Raw genomic sequence first — 17,077 nt, 5'->3', positions numbered from 1 at the left:
CTAGTTGAACAGTCTGGGATCCGGGAACGCCCCGGCGGCCACCAACATCACGTAGATGTCCACCACCGACACCGACACCAGCGACAGCCAGGCCAGCAGCATGTGCCGACCGTTGAGCGAGGTCACCTTGGTCCACAGCCAGTAGCGCACCGGGTGCTTGGAGAAGTGCTTGATCCGGCCGCCCACCAGGTGGCGGCAGGAGTGACAGGACACCGTGTACGCCCACAGCAGCACGACGTTGACCACCATCAGCAGCGTGCCCAGGCCGACGCCGAAGCCGCCGTCGGCACCGCGGAACGCGATCACCGTGTCGTAGGTCAGCACCGCCGCCACCACCAGCGCCGCGTAGAAGAAGTAGCGGTGCACGTTCTGCATGATCAGCGGGAATCGGGTCTCGCCGGTGTAGCGGCGGTGCGGTTCGGCCACCGCGCAGGCCGGCGGCGACGCCCAGAACGCCCGGTAGTACGCCTTCCGGTAGTAGTAGCAGGTCAGCCGGAAGCCGAGCACGAACGGCAGCACGAAGATCGGCGGCGGCACGAGCGGCCCCAGGTCCGGCGCGGGCTGGCCCCAGTGGCTGGAGCCCGGCACGCACGCCGTGGACAGGCACGGCGAGTAGAACGGCGCCAGGTAGTGGTACTCGGGGACCCAGTACCACTGGTTCATGAACGTGCGGATGACGCCGTAGATCACGAAGGCCAGCAGGGCGAGGAAGGTGACCAGCGGTGGGAGCCACCAGCGGTCGGTGCGCAGGGTGCGCACGGCAAGCCGTGCCCGACCGAAGGTGGTGGGGGGTGCGGACATTCGCAGACCTCGTTGTCGTGGGTTTGTCCGGCGGTGCTCACCTGCGCAGGCTCGTTGTCGATCAGCGGGGAGGGCCGCAGATAGCCCACCATGCGGCCCAACGAGTTCCGGCATTCCCCGGATCAAGCCGCCCGAGGCCGTGCCCGGTCTCCCCTGCAGGTGTCGCGCCCGCCGGTGCTGCCTACCGGTGGCGGCGGGTGCGGCTACTGCGGGGCCTGCCCGCCCAGGCCCTCGTCGTCGGCGTCCCGCCACAGCGCGGGGTCGTAGGGGGTGTCCGGCACGATCACCACGTCGTCCCTGGTCTCGGCGCTGCGCCGAGGTGCGGGCAGCACGTTGGAGAGTTCGGCGACGTCGATGTCGAGCCGGTCCACGTCGTTGCTGATCCGCTGCACGCACGGCGGGTCGCCGTAGCGGCTACGGAGGGTGCTGACGCAGCTGCGGAGCTGGCCGAGGACGCGGTGCAGCTCGGCGAGCTCGGTCGTCGTCGAGGCCATGGCGAACACCTCTTCCGCCTAGTGGTGGGGCGCTACTGGCCCGACTCTGCCCCCAACAACGGAATGTGACAAGTACCACACAGTAGATCTTGCGCCAATTCCCCCAGGCGGGGTGCAGCGCCCCACGATCAGGTCTCGTCGTTCTCCGGCGGAGTGCGGCGGCGGTCCCGGTAGACGATCACCGCGCACGGCGGCCCCATCACGCCCTGACCTGCTCGGCGGCCAGCGCCGCGGGACCGAGCAGGAGGGGCCGCAGGCCGAGCTCGAACTGGTCGTCCAGGGTGCGGCCACGCGTTTCCCGGGCCGCGGCCACCACGCGCGGGTAGGCGTTGGCGGGCAGCGACTCCATCGGTGAGACGACCGCCCGGTCCTCGCCCGGCCCCACCAGGTCCAGCTGCGCGAAACCGACGGCGTAGCTGAAGACCAGGCGCGCACCGGAGACCATGGCCACGCCGCGCAGTCCCGCGTCGTGCAATCTTCGGCACCGGGCTACCCGGGTTCCGCGACATCGGCGAATCCGTGGCGCTGCTGGACGCAGCACTGCGGCAGGGCCGCGCGAAGGGCGGCGGCGACCGCTACCGCTTCGACGAGGTGCCGGTCATTCCCACGCCGGTGCCGTCCCGGGCCCCGTTCGTGCTGGCCGTGGCATCACCGGACTCGGCGCGGCTGGCCGCGCGACACGGCCTGCCCGTCCTGCTCAGCCCGGTCACCGACCTGCCGACCAAGCGCGCGGTGCTGGACGCCCACGCCGAGACCGCCGCCGAGCACGGCCACCAGCTCGACCCGCGGGACAACATCGACTCGTCGTACTTCGCCGTCGCTGAGGACACCGCGACCGCCCGCGACCTGCTGACCGAGGGGATCACCGAGCTGACCCTGCGCGCCGCCCAGGAAGGCACTCCGCTGCTCGAGCGCCCGAAGCCGACGCCCGCACAGGCCCGCGACGAGGCGGCCCAGCTGGCCGACTGCCACATCGCGGGTGACGTCCGGGAGTGCCGGAGGCTCCTGGCCCAGCGCCGCGAAGCGCTCGGCATCGGCCGGATTCTCCTGATGCCCGAGGGGGCGGGCTCCCGCGAAGCAGCTCTGCGCACCATCCGCGCCGCCGGCGAGGTTTTCGCCCTCTTCTGAACGCGCGCCTCACCACAGTGTCGAGGGCGCCTCCGAAAGCCGCAGGCCAACCGGTCGGTTGTTGCACGAGACATCGGATCTGACCTAGAGTCGCCACTGTTCTGAGGACTATCCACCGAACCACTTCGCGACCTGGCAGCGCGCGCGACCCCCCGCGTGCGGTGCCTCGTCGGTGTCCGACCTGGGCGCCGTTCGGCGCTGTCGACGACCATCGAGCTCGGTTCTCCGTGCCGGGGCGCGGAAAACCGAGCCGGAGAGGTTGCTGCGTGAGTACGATCGCCCGCCTCAGCCCGGCCGCCGCACAGCTGACAGGGCGCTGCGGATTCGACCGGGTGTGTGTGGACACCACGCCCCACTCTGTCCATTGTGGACACCTGTCGGAGGAGCGGCGTGTGCGCCGGTATCCGTTGTGACGGCGTGCCGACCGTGCAACGCTGGCGGGACCTGGGCTTCGACATGACGATGCTGGCCTTTCCACGCCGTCCTGCTCCGCGGGGCGGCCACCACCGGGGTGCGCCAGCTGCCAGGGCGAGCGGAGGTGGCGACCGGCTCGAACAACGACGCCTGACCGCTGGATTGAACCGCACCCGCCGCGCGCGGGTGGTCCCCGATCATGACTGTGCATTGACTGCGAGGCACCATTGAGCATTCTCGGCACCCGGGTAGAACGCCGCGAAGACCCGCGCCTTCTCACCGTCGGCGGCACCTACGTCGACGACCTGCGCGAACCCGCCCTGCAAGGGGCGCTGCACGTCACCTACGTGCGCAGTCCGCTGGCGCACGCGAGGATCCTCGAGATCGACACCGAGCAGGCCCGTGACCTGCCCGGGGTCGTCGGCGTGTTCACCGCCGAGGACGTCGACCTGCCGCCGTTCAGGCCGAACGCGGGCATCAGCGGTCGGCCGCCCGCGGCGATGGTGCGCCCGCACCTGGCCCGCGGCACCGTCCGCTATGTCGGCGAGCCCGTCGCCGTCGTGGTCACCGAGACCCGCGCCCAGGGCGAGGACGCCGCCGAACTCGTCTCCGTGGACTACGACCCGCTGACCCCCGTCGTCGACGTCGACGACGCACTGCGCGACGAGGTCCTGCTGTTCCCTGAGGCCGGCACGAACGTCACCGGCAGCGTGGGCGAACCCACCGACGACCTGTTCGACGGCTGCGAGGTCGTGGTCAGCAGGCAGATCGAGAACACCCGCGTGGCCGCCGCGCCGCTGGAGGTGCGGACCGCGGCCTGCGCGTGGGACGGCGACAAGGTCACCCTGTGGCTGTCCAACCAGAACGCGCAGACCTGCCGCGACGAGGTCATGGCCAACCTGGGGCTGCCGCGGGAACAGGTCCGGGTGATCACCCCGGACGTCGGCGGCGGGTTCGGCGCCAAGATCGGCGTCGAGCAGGAGGCCGTGCTGCTGACCTTCCTGGCCAAACGGCTCGGGCGGCCGGTGAAGTGGGTGGAAAGCCGCAGCGAGAACCTGGTCGCGATGACCCACGGCCGCGCGCAGCGGCAGCGGGTCACCATCGGCGGCCGCCGCGACGGCACCGTCCTGGCGTACCGGCTGGAGATCACCCAGGACGTGGGCGCGTACCCGCGGCTGGGCGCGTTCCTGCCAATGTTCACCAGAATGATGGTCAGCGGCGTCTACGACATCCCGAAGGTCGAGTCGGTGGCGCGCGGGGTGGTCACCAACACCACGCCCGTCGGCGCCTACCGCGGCGCGGGCCGCCCCGAGGCGACGGCCGCGGTGGAGCGGGCGATGGACCTGTTCGCCGCCGAGATCGGCGTCGACCCCGCCGAGGTGCGCCGCCGCAACCTGGTGCGCCCGGAGCAGTTCCCGTTCACGACGCCCGGCGGCGTCACCTACGACACCGGCGAGTACATCAAGGGCCTGGACGCGGTGCTGGAGGCCGCGGACTACACGGCGCTGCGCGAGGAGCAGGCCAAGCGGCGCGCCGAGGGCGCCACCCGTCAGCTCGGCATCGGGCTGGCCAGCTACGTGGAGATCACCGCGCCGAACAACACCGAGGGCGAGACCGGGCACGTCGAGGTCCGCCCGGACGGCAGTGTCCTGGTGCTCACCGGCAGCTCCCCGCACGGCCAGGGGCACTGGACGTCCTACGCGATGCTGGTGTCGGAGAAGCTCGGCATCGACCTGGACCGGATCGAGGTCGTGCACGGCGACACCGACCTGATCCCGGAGGGCATGGGCACCATGGGGTCCCGCTCGCTGCAGCTGGGCGGGTCGGCGGTGTACCGGGCCGCGACGGACGTGCTGAAGAAGGGCCGCAGGCTGGCCGCCGAGCTGATCGAGATCGACGAGGCCGACCTGGAACTCGTCGACGGCAGCTGGCGGGTCCGCGGCACGCCGAACGTCGCGATGTCGTGGGCCGAGCTGGCCCAGCGCACCGAGGGCGGGCTGGCCGCCGACGTGCACTTCACCGAGGACCGGCCGACCTTCCCGTTCGGCACCCACCTCGCGGTCGTCGAGGTGGACACCGAGACCGGCAAGGTCGACTACCTGCGGCACGTCAGCGTCGACGACGCCGGGACGATCATCAACCCGGTCCTCACCGAGGGCCAGCGGCACGGCGGCATCGCGCAGGGTGCCGCGCAGGCGCTGCTGGAGGAGGTCACCTACGACGCCGACGGCAACCCGCAGAACGCCAACCTCGCCGACTACGCCTTCATCACCGCGGCGGAGCTGCCCAGTTTCGAACTGCTCACGATGGAGACCCCGACGACGCTCAACCCGCTGGGCGCCAAGGGCATCGGTGAGGCGGGCACCATCGGCGCCACCCCGGCGGTGCAGAACGCGGTGGTGGACGCGCTGTCCCATCTCGGGGTCACCCACATCGACATGCCGGCCACTCCCGAGCGGGTGTGGAGGGCGATCAACCAGGCATAGAACAGCCGCCCACGACGTTCGGGTGAATGATCGGGCGAGTCCGCCTGACGAGCGCTTAGGAGTTCGTTCGTGCAAGTTTCCATCAACGTCAACGGCGAGCAGCGCAGCCACGAGGTCGAGGACCGCACGCTGCTCGTCCACTACCTCCGCGACACCTGCGGGCTGACCGGCACCAACATCGGCTGCGACACCACCTCGTGCGGGGCCTGCACGGTGCTGCTCGACGGGGAGTCGGTGAAGTCCTGCACCGTGCTGGCCGCCCAGGCCGACGGCCACGAGGTCACCACCATCGAGGGCCTCGCCGACGGCGAGACCCTGCACCCGATGCAGCGCGCGTTCCAGCGTGAGCACGGGCTGCAGTGCGGGTTCTGCACGCCGGGCATGGTGATGGCCGCGGTGTCGCTGGTGGCGGAGAACCCGAACCCGACCGAGGCCGATGTGCGCTCCGGCCTGGAGGGCAACCTCTGCCGGTGCACCGGCTACCACAACATCGTCCAAGCCGTGCTGGCCGCGGCCCGGGAGAGGTCGGGGGCCACGGAATGATTCCTGCCGCGTTCACCTACAAGAAGGCGAACTCCGTCGAGGAGGCGCTGAGCCTGCTCGCCGAGCACGGCGACGACGCGAAGCTGCTGGCCGGCGGGCACTCGCTGCTGCCGCTGATGAAGCTGCGGCTGTCGGCGCCGGAGGTGCTGATCGACCTCGGCGGGCTGCGCGAGCTGTCCTACATCCGCGAGGAGGGCGACGAGATCCGGATCGGGGCGCTGACCCGGCACCACGACCTGGAGCACTCCGACCTGCTGGCCCGGGAGCTGCCGCTGCTGGCGCACGCGGCGGGCACCATCGGCGACCCGCAGGTCCGCCACCGCGGCACCATCGGCGGTTCGCTGGCGCACGGCGACCCGGCGTCGGACCTGCCGGCGGTGGTGCTGGCGCTGGACGCGGTGCTGGTCGCGCAGGGGCCGTCGGGCACCCGGGAAATCCCGGCGACGGAGTTCTTCACCGACTTCTTCGAGACCGCACTCGGCGAGGACGAGCTGCTGGTGGAGATCCGGTTCGCGAAGAATCCGGGACAGGGCTGGGACTTCCAGAAGTTCACCAAGCGCGCGATCGACTGGGCGGTGGTCGGGGTGGCCGTCGCCGGACAGCGGGTGGCGCTGGTGAACATGGGCCCGACACCGATGCGGGCGCGCGGCGTGGAGGAGGCACTGGCGGCCGGGGCGAGCCCCGCCGAGGCGGCCGAGCGGGCGACGGAGGACACCTCGCCGCCGGACCAGGCCAGTGCCAGCGCCGACTACCGCAGGCACCTGGCGAAGGTCCTGGTGCGCCGCGCTCTGGAGGCCGCGGCCACCCGAAGCGCGTGACCATCCGGGTGAGGGGCATTCCGGTTCCCGGGATGCCCCTCACCCGTTCCGACCCCGGCTTCGGCGCCACATCGCAATCGGACGGTCCAACCCGGCACACTCGACCGAACAAACCGAAACCGAGGAGTCCACTGTGGAATCAAACCTGCGCACCCTCCCGGCCGTGCCGGCCTGGCGTTTCCCACGTCTGCCTGCATTCGGGAACCCGGCCAGGACTTCGGCGGGAGTGCAGGGTGGGGGCTACCGTGGGTGGCGTGGCGCGTCCGTCGCACCGGATCCGGATCGGCACGTCCGGCTGGGTGTACGGCCCGTGGCACGGGCCGTTCTACCCGCGTGACCTGCGCCGCGGCGCCGAACTGGAGTTCCTGTCGCGGCGCCTCGACTCAACAGAGATCAACGCGTCGTTCTACTCGCTGAAGCGCCCCGAGCACTACCGCAGCTGGGCCGAGCAAACCCCGGACGACTTCCTGTTCGCGGTGAAGGGAAGCCGCTACATCACCCACATGAAGAAGCTGCGCGACGTGGAAACGCCGCTGGCGAACTTCTTCGCCTCCGGCGTCCTCGCGCTCGGCCCGAAGCTCGGCCCGCTGCTGTGGCAACTGCCGCCGAACCTCGCCTTCGACCCGGCGCGCCTGGCGGCCTTCTTCGCCCTGCTACCCCGCAGCACCGCGGCGGCGGCCGAGCTGGCCGCCCGCCACGACGAGCGCCTGGCGGGCCGCGCGTTCACCGAAACCGACGCGGACCGCCCGCTGCGCCACGCCGTGGAGGTGCGCCACCCGAGCTTCGCCTCCCCCGAACCGGTCGAGCTGCTGCGCGAGCACGACATCGCCCTGGTGGTGTCCGACGCGGCGGGCACCTGGCCTTACCTGGAGGACGTCACCAGCGACTTCGTCTACGTCCGCCTGCACGGCGCCGAGGAGCTCTACGCCAGCGGCTACACCCCGGAGGACCTCGACCGCTGGGCGGGCCTGATCCGGGCCTGGCGAGCGGGCCGCAGTCCCCGGACCGAGCACACGGTGGCGCCCCCGGCCCCGAGGTCGAGTGGCCGGGACGTGTACGTCTACTTTGACAACGACGTGCAGGCCCACGCTCCCGAAGACGCCATGTCCCTCGCCACCCGTTGCACCTGACGCCCCGAAGAGCTCAACGAGCCTCGGCGAACTGCGGGTGCCGGCTTCGCCGCAGATCGCCGAGGTCAACTGTGGCTATCCCTGCTGACCGCTGCTCTCGCGCGGCGCCGCTCCGTTGGATCGCCGCTGCAACCCTTCACCTGGCTCGACCTGCCCTACGATCACGTCCCGGTTCATCGATGGCACGGACTGCAGGGATGCGGAGACGTTCTCGGGTGAGCGATGGTTGAACGACCGAGTGGGTACTTCCTCCTCGTCACCGATGTGAGTGGTCTCCACGACAACAGAGCCCGGGCTGGTGTCCGGTTCTCCGTCGACGTCCAGGCCCTCCTCGAAGTGTGACGGCGCATCGAACCGACGCCGAACCTCCTCCGCTTCCTCAGGGCGTCCTTGTGCATCGAGGAGATCAGCCAATCGGCGAGCAAAAACGTCTCTCTCCGGTCCGTCTGGGAGTTCCTCGACGAGACCGATCGCATGGGTTTTCACGGACGGGTCCGGCGCACCAAAGAAGCCGCGCTCGCCCTCCGCTGCCGGCTCAGCCACCACGTATGGCAGCTGCGACACCTCATGCACCACACCCGTGGATGGCGCAAAGCCGGTAGCCGCCCCAGCGAACGCCCCTCCCAGGGCCCCGACCGCGCTGGGCGTCGACCACGGGGGCAGTTCCGAAACAGCCGCAGCAGAGGACAGCCTCTGCAGGTTCTCAATCTTCGACACGGCCTCGTCGACACGTTTCTTCTCGTCGGTGCGGGGCCCTGCCAACCACCACACCAACGCACTCCCAGGAGTCGCCAGCACATCGTCCCCCAGGTACGCACGCACGTTCCGCTCATAACTGCGCTCGTGCTCCCACACCTCTTCGTCCTTGCGCACCTCCGCAAGGCGCCTGAGGCGTTCCTCGTCCTTCTCGGTCAGCGAAAGGACGATTCCATCCGCCCAGACCTCCACGCACCCCGTCGGATCCACTCGTGCCGAGCCGAGCACGTTCGTCATCCGGTATCGGGCACGGCTCACCTCATCAGGTGGCGTTGCAGCGGCAACGTTCGCAGCCTCGGCGAGAAGGAGGTCCGCGGCAAGCGCTCCCGGATTCGCGTGCGGAAGGCCAGGAGCCCCCGGCAACACACGCCAGAACACGTTGCAACCGAAAACGAACTGGTAGTCCGCGCGAGCGCTGCGCAACAGCACATCTCGCACCACATATTCCTGCGGAGCAGGAGGTTCGGGCATCGGTTGTGGTTCTTCCGCGACATCGGGCTTCGAATCCTCGCGAACTCGTCGAGTCCGTTTACGCAAGTGCCATTCGACAAGTGCGTACGAGATCGCCGATGGCGCCAGCAGCGACACTGCCACCAGCCCCATCCACAGCCACGAAGGCCAGCTGTAGAGCACACCGAGCACACCGAAAACAGCCGCAACAACGACCGAGAGGGCGTGCAACCTCGTCTTCTGATCACTGCTCAACATCGTGCTTTCCCTAGGAATACGCGAGCCGCAACCCCTGCGCGGCATCGATCTCCGAAGCGAGCTTTCTGCTCACCTGCTGCCGTCCGGCGCGTTCTTCCACATCCCTGGCAGCAGCGGCCCAGTCGCGCGCGGTCACGTGCAGCATCGCCAGTTTGGCCAGCTCACCTCCAGCAGCGTCGACCAGCACACCCAACAGGCTCGGTCCGTACGAGCTGGTGCGGGAGGCGCTGAGCCACTTTCCGACTTCCTTCTTCCAGCCGTCCACGTGGCTGTTCAGGACCGCGCGCCAGCCGATGACCAGCTGTTCACGAACAGCGCTGTTGGTGATCAGCGCGGTGGAGCGCGACGTGGTGTCGACCAAGCGACGGGGAGCTGACGTCGCAAGGAAGAGCTCGACGTCAGATCGTTTGGAATGGTGGATCAGCCACGTTCTCATCCACCACAGCAGTCGGCGGTAGAACCGGTTGTCCTCAGCGAGGCCCACGACGGCATCCTTCGCCGCCTCCGCGACGTTCGGTTCGTTGTGCGCAGCCAACAGGCGCAACCGCACCACGGCATGGTCCGGATGCGTCTCGGCCATCACGTCGGCGCACACCGAGATCAGCACGTGCGCGAGGTCAACCGAGAGGTTCGGTTGGCTCGCCCACGTGTAGATCCTGCGCCGAACGGTCGCCGCCGACATCCCCGTCGTCGGATCCTCCCGCAATCCATATGCCAGTGCGCTGGCCGCCCACTGGAGGGCGCGTGCCACCGAGTGCCGCGCTCCCTCACGGCGCGTCCATCGCTCGGCGAGCGTGCACAGGTCCGTGACCCGGCCAGTGCGACGTGCCTGTTCAGCGAAACGGGCGACCAGCCTGTCCCGATCTGCATCGGTGATTCCCGCGTCCAGGACGCAGCTGCCGATCCAGTCGCGCAGCGGCACACGCAGTTCTGGATAGTTCGTCCAGAAGTGATCGCGTACCGCGTTGTCGTAACCGAGCTTCGTAAACGTGACCTGACGATCGGCGTTCGGCACGACATCGATCACGCGTAGCGACTCGTCGAGCCCGTCTCGCTCCAGAACGTGCGTTTCCTCCTTGGGGTACTTGAGGCGATGCAGCAACGAGATCGCGGCCGATTGAACGGAGTCGGCGTGCGAATCCTTCAACATCGCGGCCGCCAATGCCCATGCTCGCTGGGGTGCGGACCATTCCTTGGCCCGGCGCGCCACCTCCGACGCACGATCAGCAAGAGCTTCGCACGCCCGCGCGACCCAATCTCCGAACCCGTGTTGCGGTTCGGCATCGCGAGCCTCCGCAATCCGCTGGCACAGGTGGCCCAGGTCCCGCATCGGTGCACGATCCAGGTGCGGTCGCAACACGTCGATGTCGAGGTCGTCTGGGGCGGCCTCGATGCCGTCGGCGTGGAGATGTTTGAGCAGGACGGCCTCGCCACTCGGGCGACCGATACCCACCTTGAGGCGAGTCCACTCCGGGCTCAGCAGGTGGACCAACTCGGAGGGCGGAATCACGACGAGGGCGCCGTTGTTCTCCACGACCGCAGCCCGAAACGGCAGCAACTTCTGCTGGACGTCAAGGAACCTCTCCGCCCTCGCTTCACCGGACAGGTCAAGCAGCAGGCGTTCACCTGGCTGGACCGAGTCCGGCCTGAGTGACATCTCCGCGTCCTCGTCACCTTCCACGGAGAGCATGCGGAACTGGGAATCGTCACGCCCCACTCTCTGGAGCAGCATCTGCGCAGCAGTGTGACGCCCACTGCCCAGAGGCCCATCGAGGAAAACGGTTCGGAACTCTTCCAGCTTCTCTTCAGCTCGCGCGAAGCGCGGCGGCTCAACAAAACGTGCGGTGAGCTGCTCATCGGCCATCGCACGGGAGAAGGTCCGCTGACGACGGACCCGACCGTCGCTTTCGGTGAAGATGATGGTCTCGCCACTGACGTTGTACTGGGGGCCGTGGCCGGTGTGCACCCGCGCACCGTCGCCGGTGACGGAGGTACCGACATCCCCGTCGACCCGCTCGATCCCGACGAACCCGGCCAGTTCAGCGCCCATCACCTTGATCTCCGCTCTTGTTCACGTGGTGCCTGATCCGCCCCCGGTTGGTGCCGATGATGTTCACCCCATCTCCGAGCGGAGCATTGAACTGGTCGCCCCGGCCCACGTGGACCTGGGGCTGGTGGCCTGTGATCGCGGTGCCCACCCCACCCTGGACGTGCGTGATCCCCACGATGGAGGAGCGGCTTTCCTGCTGTTGCACTCCGCTGCCGGAGCCTTCCACGTCGTCAGCTTCCGCTGACGGCCCTGTTCCGGCCGGCTCCGGAGGGGTGAACCCGCTGGCCAGGAGATCACCAGATGGCTTCGGAACACGAAGATAGGCCGTGCCGCAGTACGTCTTCACCTCGACGTCGACCGGCACGTAGAGCTCCGGAGCGTCCGCCGCGTACCCCGAGACGATCGCGTCTTCGTACACCCGGCGGGAGATGATCGCAGCCACGCAGGTCGTACTGGTGGACCTGGTGAGCATGTCGCGAACCGGCTTCGAATCGAGCAGGCGATGCGTCTCGATCCGCGCGTCACCACTTCCATCACTGATGTCGTTCCCGCCGGAGTCCGTCATGGGCCCGACGTTGATGCTGACGCGCATCCGCAGATACTGGCGATCGCTGCCGAGGTTCACCTTGTTCTGGTACTCCAGTTCATCCTGGAGCGCCGCCAGGAATGGGTTCAGCAGGAACGGGAGGAAAGCCGGGTCGAACCCCCAGAAGTAGCCATCACCGGTCGAGCCCTCGAAGCGCACGCGCTCCCGCAACTCGCCAAGGCCGCACCGAATGAGCGCCTGCTCCAGGATCACCGGAATATGCCGGGTGATCCGCGCGTGGTCACGCCCCTTCTCACCGCTAAAGTTTTTCACATCGACGACCAGCAATGCGCGGTACGGGGGAAGTTCGACCACTTCGCTTCGGCACTTGTTCACACGTCTTCCTTTCCACCGAACGGACTCGGACATGCCGAGGATCTGGGAAACCGCTGAGGAGAACTGTCCGCGAGCAGACAGAACAGAAGTGTCATACATCACTATCGATCGATCGCGCCTGCCTGCCGGGCGAGCGCCTGGACGTCGGCAACGACAATCCGGGGGCCGGGACCGAGCACGCCGTCGGATCGAAGCGCGCTGAGTTGCTCCGCCACCGTGCTCCTGGCAAGCCCCAACGCGGAGGCCAACCCATCCTGGGAGAAGGGCACGCGCCAGTGATCTGGGTGGCTCGGATCGGCGAGCCGAACGACCTCCAGCAGCAGACGCGCAACGCGCTGCTTCGGACTGAAGTGCACTTGGTGGATCTGGTACGGGACCGTCTCGGAGAGCTTCGCCACGAGGTAGTCGGCGAAGAGCGCATGCGCGTCCTGTTCGAGCAGGAAGCGATCGAAGTCCGTCCGCAGCAGGAAACGCGCCGTGCAGTTGTCCACCGCCTGCACGGTGGCCGACCGCTCGTTTTCACGCTTGGCCGCCATCTCCCCCACGAGGTCGCCCGGGCCTCGAAGCGAGAGCAGCACCTCCGAACCATCGCGCTCGCTGGCCAACACCTTCACGCGTCCGCTCGTCAGCGCGAGGAGGAAGCCTCCGCGGTCCCCCTGACGGATGAGAAACGCTCCCGGTCGGTAGCTGCGGAGCGCGCCCATTTCCACCAACTCTGCCCAGCGCCGTTCACCGAGCAGTCGGGCAAACCCGCGCAGCGAGTTGTCTTCCTGATACTGCACGCGATGTCCGTACCGGTTCAGCGCGCCGCACACGACGCATTTCCACGCAGTTCGCTCGAACAGAGTAACGCGCGATCCAGGCGTCACCAGCGTCTCACTCGAATGGCCTTGGTGTTCGGGAGAATTCGCCGCAAAACTCGGTGCATGACGTCCAGCGATGACGCTTGGAAAGCGATCCAACACACGAACGATCTGATCAAGGTCGCGGACACCAAGGCCGGCGCGATGCTCGCAGCAAGCGGGGTCCTCGGCGGCATGCTGGTGCGCGCGCTCCCGGCTCAGAACCGCTGGCTTGTCGAGTGGCCGCACGTAGGACTGCTTCTGCTGAGCACCGCTGCGGTCAGTGCGAGCATCCTGTTGTCGTTGAGGGTGTTCATCCCGCGGCTGCGCACGGATACGTCACGATCGCTGCTGTACTTCGACAACGTCGCACGCCGATACGCCAGGGCTGCCGACTTCGTGCCGGTCTATCGAGCGGCGCTCGAGGACCCACAGCGGTTGGAAGCCGCGTTGGCGGAGCAGCTTTGGGCCACCAGCCGCATCGCCCGGCGCAAATTCCGCAGCGTCGCCCTCGCGATCTGGCTTTTCGGCGCAGCTCTCGTCATCGCGCTGGCCGCCGGTTTGGCGAAGCCCTGACTTTTCCTCAGGCGGTTTCGGAGCGGGGGAGTTCCTGGCGGGCTTCCGCTGCGGCGAAGCGGTCTCGGACCAGCGCCGCGAGGTCGCGGTGGCCGTGCGCCGCCAGCACTTCGGCCAGGCGTCCGCTCAGCTGGGCTCGTTCCTCCCCGGTCGCGAGGGCCTCGATCGCGGCGAACACGTGGTGCCAGGCGCCGACGTCGTCGTTGTGCAGCTCAAAGTCCTCGAACATGAAGGAGTCCGAGGGCATCGCTGGAATCCACTTTGGATGGTCGGGGTCCGGGTCGGGCACCCGGGTGTCGTGCGCGGCGGCGGTGAGCCGGCGGAGGTTGCCGATCTGCCGCACCGCCTCGTCGAGGTCGCCGTCCTGGCGCGCCAACCACCAGACCACGGCGCTGCCGGTGTTCTTCAGCACGTCCTCAGCCAGGTACGCGCGTCGGCGGCGTTCGTGGTCGCGCGCCTGTTCCCACAGCTCCGCGGCCTTGCGCGCGTCCGACAACCGCTGTAACCGGGCCGAATCCTCCGCGGAGAGGCCGAGTTCCACCTCCGCGGCCCAGGCCGCGACATGCCCGGAGGGATCGGACAGTACCGTGCCGAGCGCGGCGGTCAGCCGGTGCCGGGCCAGGTCGGCCTCGTCCGGCGGGAACAGTTCGACGACCTGCTTGGCGTGCTGCAGGACCAGGTCCACCGCGAGACCACCGGGATTGGCGTGCGGCAGCCCGGGAACGTCCGGTTTGGAGTACCAGAAGACCTTGGCAGAAAAGAGGAACCGGTAGTCCGGGTGGGCGCTGCGCAGCGGCACCCCGGAAACCTCCTGCACCGCTGGCCGCGGGGCCTGGGGTGCGGGGAGCGCTTCGGTGGGCTGGTCGGCGGGCCGCTCCCGCCGCTGCCGCCAGTCGCGTATCCGCCAGGCGACGACCCACGGGGCCACCAGCGTGGCGAACGCCAGCACCACCCAGGACCACAACGGCCAGCCGTAGCGGAACGCGAGCACACCCCACAGCAGGACCGCGATCACCGACACGACCCACACCACGTGCCGCTGCTCATGGTTCATCGAGGATCCCTCCCGTCACTTGGTACCGGCTGCCCGCGCCGCGGAAGAACCATTCGACGGGATTTCCGCTCGAACAGAGCAGGACCCGGATCACATCCGGACGAAGATCGCGGTGGCGTCATCAGGCAGCTCGCCGCACCCGGGTGCCCCGCTTCCGGGGATCGGGGAGCTGCGCGAGGCTCACCGCGTCGACGAGGTCGAGCAGATCGCGCCGGACGCCGAGGCCGCTCAGGCGCCTGGGTGCTGCGGCAGCCGGTGCAGCGCGGCGACAAGCGGCGCCAGCTCCGGCACCTGCTCGGCCTCCGCCAGCGCCTTCTGCAGGGCTTCGTCGTGCGTCGGACGCGCCCGCGCCAGCAGGTCCCGGCCGGCGTCGGTGAGCTCGGTGTAGATACCGCGGCGGTCCTCCTTGCACAGGACCCGGGCCAGCAGTGCACGGTTCTCGAGGCGGCTGACCAGGCGTGTGGTGGCACTGCCGCTCAGCGCGGTTGCGCGGGCCAGCTGCCGCATCCGCATGTGCCAGCCGTCCTGCCTGCTCAGCGCGTCGAGCACGGTGTACTCAACGACGGACAGGCCGTGTTCGGCCTGCAATGCCTTTTCCAGCGTGGTTTCCAGCACGCCGTGCAGCGCGGCGAGTGTGCGCCAGCCGTGCGCGCGAACCTCCACCGCGTCATCGGCGATCCCCACCGCACACCTCCCCCGGCGTGACCTGTACTGCTCCCCACTGTAGCAGCTTGCGCAGGTATGGCGCGCGTGCAACTATTCAGCACGCACATGCAACTACCTGCATGCGCGTCGTATCTGCACGCGCGCATGACCGGGTAAGGAGCCCGCCGCGGGCTCCCCCGCCACTCAGTGGTCGTCGCCGCCGAGAAGCAGCTCCTCCAGGTGGTCGGCGGTCTCGGCGACGAAGTTCAGCGGGTCGGTGAACTCGTTGATGTCGAGGTTCACCAACGGCAGCGAGTGCCGCAGCACCACGTGGTCACCGATGATCACCGCACCGCACACCACCGAGGTCTGCCCGATCTCCTCCAGCAGCTTGCGGAGGTCGATCTCGTCGGCCCGGCCGACCACGGAGACGACCTGCACCCAGTCCTCCCGCCCGTCGAGCACCTCGCGGCAGAGGATGACGATCTGGCTGCGGTTGTCGTCGTACTCGACGAGGATGCGGATCTCCTCACCGCTGTCCTCGATGATCCGGTACTCGGTGTCCTCGTCCTCGGCGAGCTGGTACTCGGCGCGGACGAACTCGGCGAGGTCCTCCCAGGTGGCCACGATTCCTCCCCAGTCGTGATCCCGAACCCGACGAGGGTATGCCAGCTGCCCCACCGGGGAGGGGGCGATGTCCACGATGTCCGGTATCCCGGCGGCTGATCACCCGTTCGCAGCAGGTCATCAGTTGAGCACGTCGCGGATGGACACCGGCCTCAGGAATGGGACCTCCGTGTCGTCTCCCGTCGAGGACGGAGATCGAGGAGCGCATCGCGGCAGACGGTGAGAAGTTCGCGCAGGCGGGTGAGGTCTGCCGGCGCGATCTGGTCCGTCATGAGCTGGGCGACGGCGGCGACGTCCTCGCGAGCGCGGATGAGCAGTTCTTCGCCGGCGGCGGTCAGGACGGTGCCGCGTTCCCGCCTCGGCCCCGGCTCGCTCGACCGCTCGACCAGGCCACGCCGCTCCAGGCCCTGCAGCAGGACGTTCATCGACTGGCGGGACACGAAGGCGCGCCGGGCGAGCTCGGAGCCGGTGATGCCCGGCGTGTCGTGCAGTGCCTGAAGACTCGCGTACTGCGGCACGCTCAGCCCAAGCGGTCGCAGCCGCTCATCCATGCGCTGATGCAGGATCGACTGCGTCTCCTTGATCAGCACCCCCAGCTCCTGCGACAGTGTCCGCCTCACCTCGTTCATGTCAATAGTTTGACACAGCCCGGGTTGAGTGTCAGGATATTGACACTTCTGATGGATCGACGAGAACAGGAGCCTTCCCATGGCAGCTACCACGAGCGGACCGGACTTCGTGTCGTTCCAGGTTCGGGACCGTGCGGCCTCCGCACGGTTCTACGAGGAGGTGGTCGGGCTCACCCGCCTGCCGGACTCGAACCCCGCCGCGGCGGTGTTCTCCGCGGGGGGCACCGCGTTCGCGGTGCGGGACCCGTTCCCCGGGGTGGATCTCGATGCCATCCCGCAGCTGGGCGCGGGTGTCGGGGTGTGGTTCCACAACGAGGACGCGGCAGGACTGCACGCACGCCTTGTTGAGCAAGGCGTGCCGATCGTCCAGGAGCCGTTCGAGGGCCCGTTCGGCCTGCAGTTCTCGTTCCGCGACCCCGACGGCTACATCGTCACGATCCACTCCCGGGCCTGA

The 17,077-nt window shown here is 68.7% G+C and carries 18 protein-coding genes; 7 read left to right on the top strand and 11 right to left on the bottom strand.

Annotated elements, in window-relative coordinates:
- From IEY17_RS03025 to IEY17_RS03015, 3 genes are all read right to left on the bottom strand, one after another.
- On the bottom strand, positions 1–801 hold the full coding sequence (locus IEY17_RS03025; protein WP_188985090.1) for a hypothetical protein: 801 nt from the start codon (positions 799–801) through the stop codon (positions 1–3).
- A gap of 203 nt (positions 802–1,004) precedes the next feature.
- On the bottom strand, positions 1,005–1,295 hold the full coding sequence (locus tag IEY17_RS03020; protein WP_188985088.1) for a hypothetical protein: 291 nt from the start codon (positions 1,293–1,295) through the stop codon (positions 1,005–1,007).
- A 199-nt stretch (positions 1,296–1,494) separates the two neighbouring features.
- Positions 1,495–1,770, bottom strand: a complete 276-nt coding sequence (locus IEY17_RS03015; protein WP_188985086.1) for a hypothetical protein — start codon at positions 1,768–1,770, stop codon at positions 1,495–1,497.
- Positions 1,771–1,814: 44 nt separating this feature from the next.
- Between IEY17_RS03015 and IEY17_RS03010 the strand changes: the two genes are divergently transcribed.
- The 5 genes from IEY17_RS03010 (at position 1,815) to IEY17_RS02990 (ending at position 7,814) form a co-directional block, all read left to right on the top strand.
- The gene (locus IEY17_RS03010; protein ID WP_229679790.1) at positions 1,815–2,423 is read left to right on the top strand and encodes an LLM class flavin-dependent oxidoreductase; all 609 of its coding nucleotides are present in this window, start codon (positions 1,815–1,817) and stop codon (positions 2,421–2,423) included.
- Between the two features lie 641 nt (positions 2,424–3,064).
- Entirely contained in the window at positions 3,065–5,323 is a 2,259-nt protein-coding gene (locus IEY17_RS03005; RefSeq protein ID WP_188985084.1) for a xanthine dehydrogenase family protein molybdopterin-binding subunit, read from the top strand.
- Positions 5,324–5,392: 69 nt separating this feature from the next.
- Entirely contained in the window at positions 5,393–5,866 is a 474-nt protein-coding gene (locus IEY17_RS03000; protein ID WP_188985082.1) for a (2Fe-2S)-binding protein, read from the top strand.
- A complete protein-coding gene (locus IEY17_RS02995; RefSeq protein ID WP_188985080.1) occupies positions 5,863–6,684 on the top strand; it encodes an FAD binding domain-containing protein in 822 nt (273 codons plus the stop codon). Before IEY17_RS03000 ends, IEY17_RS02995 begins: the two co-directional genes overlap by 4 nt.
- Positions 6,685–6,938: 254 nt before the next feature.
- On the top strand, positions 6,939–7,814 hold the full coding sequence (locus IEY17_RS02990) for a DUF72 domain-containing protein (RefSeq protein WP_229679789.1): 876 nt from the start codon (positions 6,939–6,941) through the stop codon (positions 7,812–7,814).
- Between the two features lie 75 nt (positions 7,815–7,889).
- Here IEY17_RS02990 and IEY17_RS02985 read toward each other — a convergent pair whose 3' ends face one another.
- The 4 genes from IEY17_RS02985 to IEY17_RS02970 form a co-directional block, all read right to left on the bottom strand.
- Positions 7,890–9,278, bottom strand: coding sequence for a cytochrome b family protein (locus tag IEY17_RS02985; protein WP_188985078.1), 1,389 nt, complete (start codon positions 9,276–9,278; stop codon positions 7,890–7,892).
- A gap of 10 nt (positions 9,279–9,288) precedes the next feature.
- On the bottom strand, positions 9,289–11,328 hold the full coding sequence (locus tag IEY17_RS02980) for a hypothetical protein (RefSeq protein WP_188985077.1): 2,040 nt from the start codon (positions 11,326–11,328) through the stop codon (positions 9,289–9,291).
- Complete coding sequence (locus tag IEY17_RS02975; protein WP_229679788.1) at positions 11,318–12,250, bottom strand: hypothetical protein; 933 nt, start codon at positions 12,248–12,250, stop codon at positions 11,318–11,320. The genes IEY17_RS02980 and IEY17_RS02975 overlap by 11 nt, the downstream gene beginning before the upstream one ends.
- 101 nt (positions 12,251–12,351) lie before the next feature.
- Positions 12,352–13,032 (bottom strand): Crp/Fnr family transcriptional regulator, encoded by a 681-nt coding sequence (locus IEY17_RS02970; RefSeq protein WP_229679787.1) that lies wholly within the window; start codon positions 13,030–13,032, stop codon positions 12,352–12,354.
- 144 nt (positions 13,033–13,176) lie between these two features.
- Between IEY17_RS02970 and IEY17_RS02965 the strand changes: the two genes are divergently transcribed.
- Positions 13,177–13,668 carry a Pycsar system effector family protein gene (locus IEY17_RS02965; RefSeq protein WP_188985073.1) on the top strand — a complete coding sequence of 164 codons (492 nt, stop codon included), beginning with the start codon at positions 13,177–13,179 and terminating at the stop codon, positions 13,666–13,668.
- 7 nt (positions 13,669–13,675) lie between these two features.
- On the opposite strand, the gene IEY17_RS02960 is transcribed toward IEY17_RS02965, so the two are convergent.
- The 4 genes from IEY17_RS02960 to IEY17_RS02945 all read right to left on the bottom strand — a co-directional run bounded on the left by IEY17_RS02960 (position 13,676) and on the right by IEY17_RS02945 (position 16,623).
- Positions 13,676–14,722, bottom strand: a complete 1,047-nt coding sequence (locus IEY17_RS02960; protein WP_188985070.1) for a hypothetical protein — start codon at positions 14,720–14,722, stop codon at positions 13,676–13,678.
- A gap of 228 nt (positions 14,723–14,950) precedes the next feature.
- The gene (locus IEY17_RS02955; protein WP_188985068.1) at positions 14,951–15,406 is read right to left on the bottom strand and encodes a MarR family winged helix-turn-helix transcriptional regulator; all 456 of its coding nucleotides are present in this window, start codon (positions 15,404–15,406) and stop codon (positions 14,951–14,953) included.
- Between the two features lie 165 nt (positions 15,407–15,571).
- A complete protein-coding gene (locus IEY17_RS02950; RefSeq protein ID WP_188985066.1) occupies positions 15,572–15,994 on the bottom strand; it encodes a type III secretion system chaperone family protein in 423 nt (140 codons plus the stop codon).
- A gap of 152 nt (positions 15,995–16,146) precedes the next feature.
- Positions 16,147–16,623: a MarR family winged helix-turn-helix transcriptional regulator gene (locus tag IEY17_RS02945; RefSeq protein WP_188985064.1), complete on the bottom strand. Its 477-nt coding sequence runs from the start codon at positions 16,621–16,623 to the stop codon at positions 16,147–16,149.
- A 79-nt stretch (positions 16,624–16,702) separates the two neighbouring features.
- Between IEY17_RS02945 and IEY17_RS02940 the strand changes: the two genes are divergently transcribed.
- Positions 16,703–17,077 carry a VOC family protein gene (locus tag IEY17_RS02940; protein ID WP_188985062.1) on the top strand — a complete coding sequence of 125 codons (375 nt, stop codon included), beginning with the start codon at positions 16,703–16,705 and terminating at the stop codon, positions 17,075–17,077.

Origin of the sequence: Saccharopolyspora thermophila, assembly GCF_014646075.1 — a bacterium.
Taxonomy (GTDB): Bacteria; Actinomycetota; Actinomycetes; order Mycobacteriales; family Pseudonocardiaceae; genus Saccharopolyspora; species Saccharopolyspora thermophila.
This window is presented reverse-complemented; position numbering and strand designations above follow the sequence as displayed.